The sequence below is a fragment of the Streptomyces sp. NPDC059909 genome (genome assembly GCF_042730885.1).
Taxonomy (GTDB): Bacteria; Actinomycetota; Actinomycetes; order Streptomycetales; family Streptomycetaceae; genus Streptomyces.
Genome location: NZ_JBHWKX010000215.1, coordinates 1 through 1,587 on the forward strand (window position 1 = coordinate 1; position 1,587 = coordinate 1,587).

Annotated in this window: 1 protein-coding gene; it reads right to left on the reverse strand. The window is 68.2% G+C overall.

Annotation, left to right across the window (positions count from 1 at the left end):
• Window positions 1-10: 10 nt before the first annotated feature.
• Window positions 11-1,459 carry an NF041680 family putative transposase gene (locus ACFV9O_RS40305; RefSeq protein WP_385428046.1) on the reverse strand — a complete coding sequence of 483 codons (1,449 nt, stop codon included), beginning with the start codon at window positions 1,457-1,459 and terminating at the stop codon, window positions 11-13.
• Between the last annotated feature and the right edge of the window lie 128 nt (window positions 1,460-1,587).

The following is a 1,587-nucleotide window of genomic DNA, read 5'->3' on the forward strand; positions in this document are numbered from 1 at the left end:
AGCTTGGCGTTTAACCCCGTTGTGTTTGGTGTTCCTTGATCGATTCGGCGCGTTTGATTGTTTTGCCGACGTCGTGGCGCTTGGCACGCTGCTTGTTCTTCGAGCCGGGAGGCCGGCCGGGGCCGGGCCGGGTTGGTTTCGGTGCGGCCGCTGGACGGGTCGCCGTCGCGCGGATGTTGCGAAACCCGCGACGGACCCGGGCGGGGGTGAGGCGGCGGGGTTCGGTCGCTGGTCGTTCCCAGGGGCGGCGGAGGTCCTCGGCGAGGGCTCGGGCGAGGCGGAGCTGGGTGTGTGCGGCGATGATGAGCCAGGTCCACAGGTCGGCGGTGTCGGCGTGGCGGACCTTCGGGCGTGTCCATCCGAGTGTCTGCTTCATCAGCCGAAAGGTGTGCTCGAGGTCGAACCTGCGCAGGAACGCCTGCCACCAGCGGTCCACGTCCGCGTCGGTGGCGCTGGTGGCCGAGCACCACAGCCAGACCGGCTTCGGGTCGCGATCGCCCGGCAGGCGCTCGACCTTCAGGCGGATCAACGTGCCGTGCAGGAGGGGGAGTTCATCCTTTACGTGGTTCAGCCAAGGGCCGCGGTGGGTGAGCCGGGGGTGCATCCGGTCCCAAGCCATCGCCTCGGCGGTGCCGTAGCGAGTGGTGTCCGTGGACGTGGTCACCTCGGGGCTGTGCCAGGTCTCGGGTCGGGCCAGGGCGAGGACGCCGCCATGCCGACGCGGACGCCCTCCCCTGGGCGTGGAGCGGGCCTCGCCCGGATCGCGGAGCATGACACGGTCCGAGCGCAGACGCCCGAGCAGCACGACAGGCAGGTCCGTCAGCGCGTGGGAGAGGTAGGTGACGTCGTAGCCTGAATCCATGACGATCAGGATCTCGGGATCCCCGGGCTCCCACTGTCCGGCTTGGACCAACCGCGCAACGGTGTCGCGGAGTTGGGTGGCCGTGATGGCGGTCGCGTCGTCGGCGGGTCCAAGGCGCACGGCGTCCAGCATGGCGACCCAGGAGGTACGGCCCGTTTCCAGCGCGGCGACGAAGGAGTAGGGCCAGCCCGGCACGAACTGGTCCTTGCTCCGGGCACCACGTCCGTAGACGTGGCAGAACAGGCGGTCGCCGCTGGTCGGAGCGTCGGGACGGAGCCAGTTGCTCACGTCAACGGCCAACACGATCCGCCCGTCGGCCGCCTTCGGTAGTGGCAGGCCGGCCAGAGTCCGCCGTAACCGCGCCGGCTCTGCCCAGCCCCGGTCCAACGCCGCGTACATCGCGCCGTGTCCACGCTGGTGCTCGACCGCCAGCGACAGTTCGACCAGTGTCTTCACGGGCCCGTCCGCACACAACACCGCGTCCGTGAGCTCGAAGAGCGCATCCGCACGCTTGTACAGGGATTCGTAGAACTCGACCCGAAAGCGGGACAACACGTCCAACGCCTCGCCTGCGGGTGCGTCGACAGACAGACTCATACACAGCGGCCGTTCTCTTGTTGCTTCGTGACTTGACATCTCGAAGCGTGGAGAACGGCCGCCTCCGCTGTCCCGGAAAAAACCGCAGATCAGCAGGTCGAGTGACCTGCGGGGTTAAACGTCAAGCT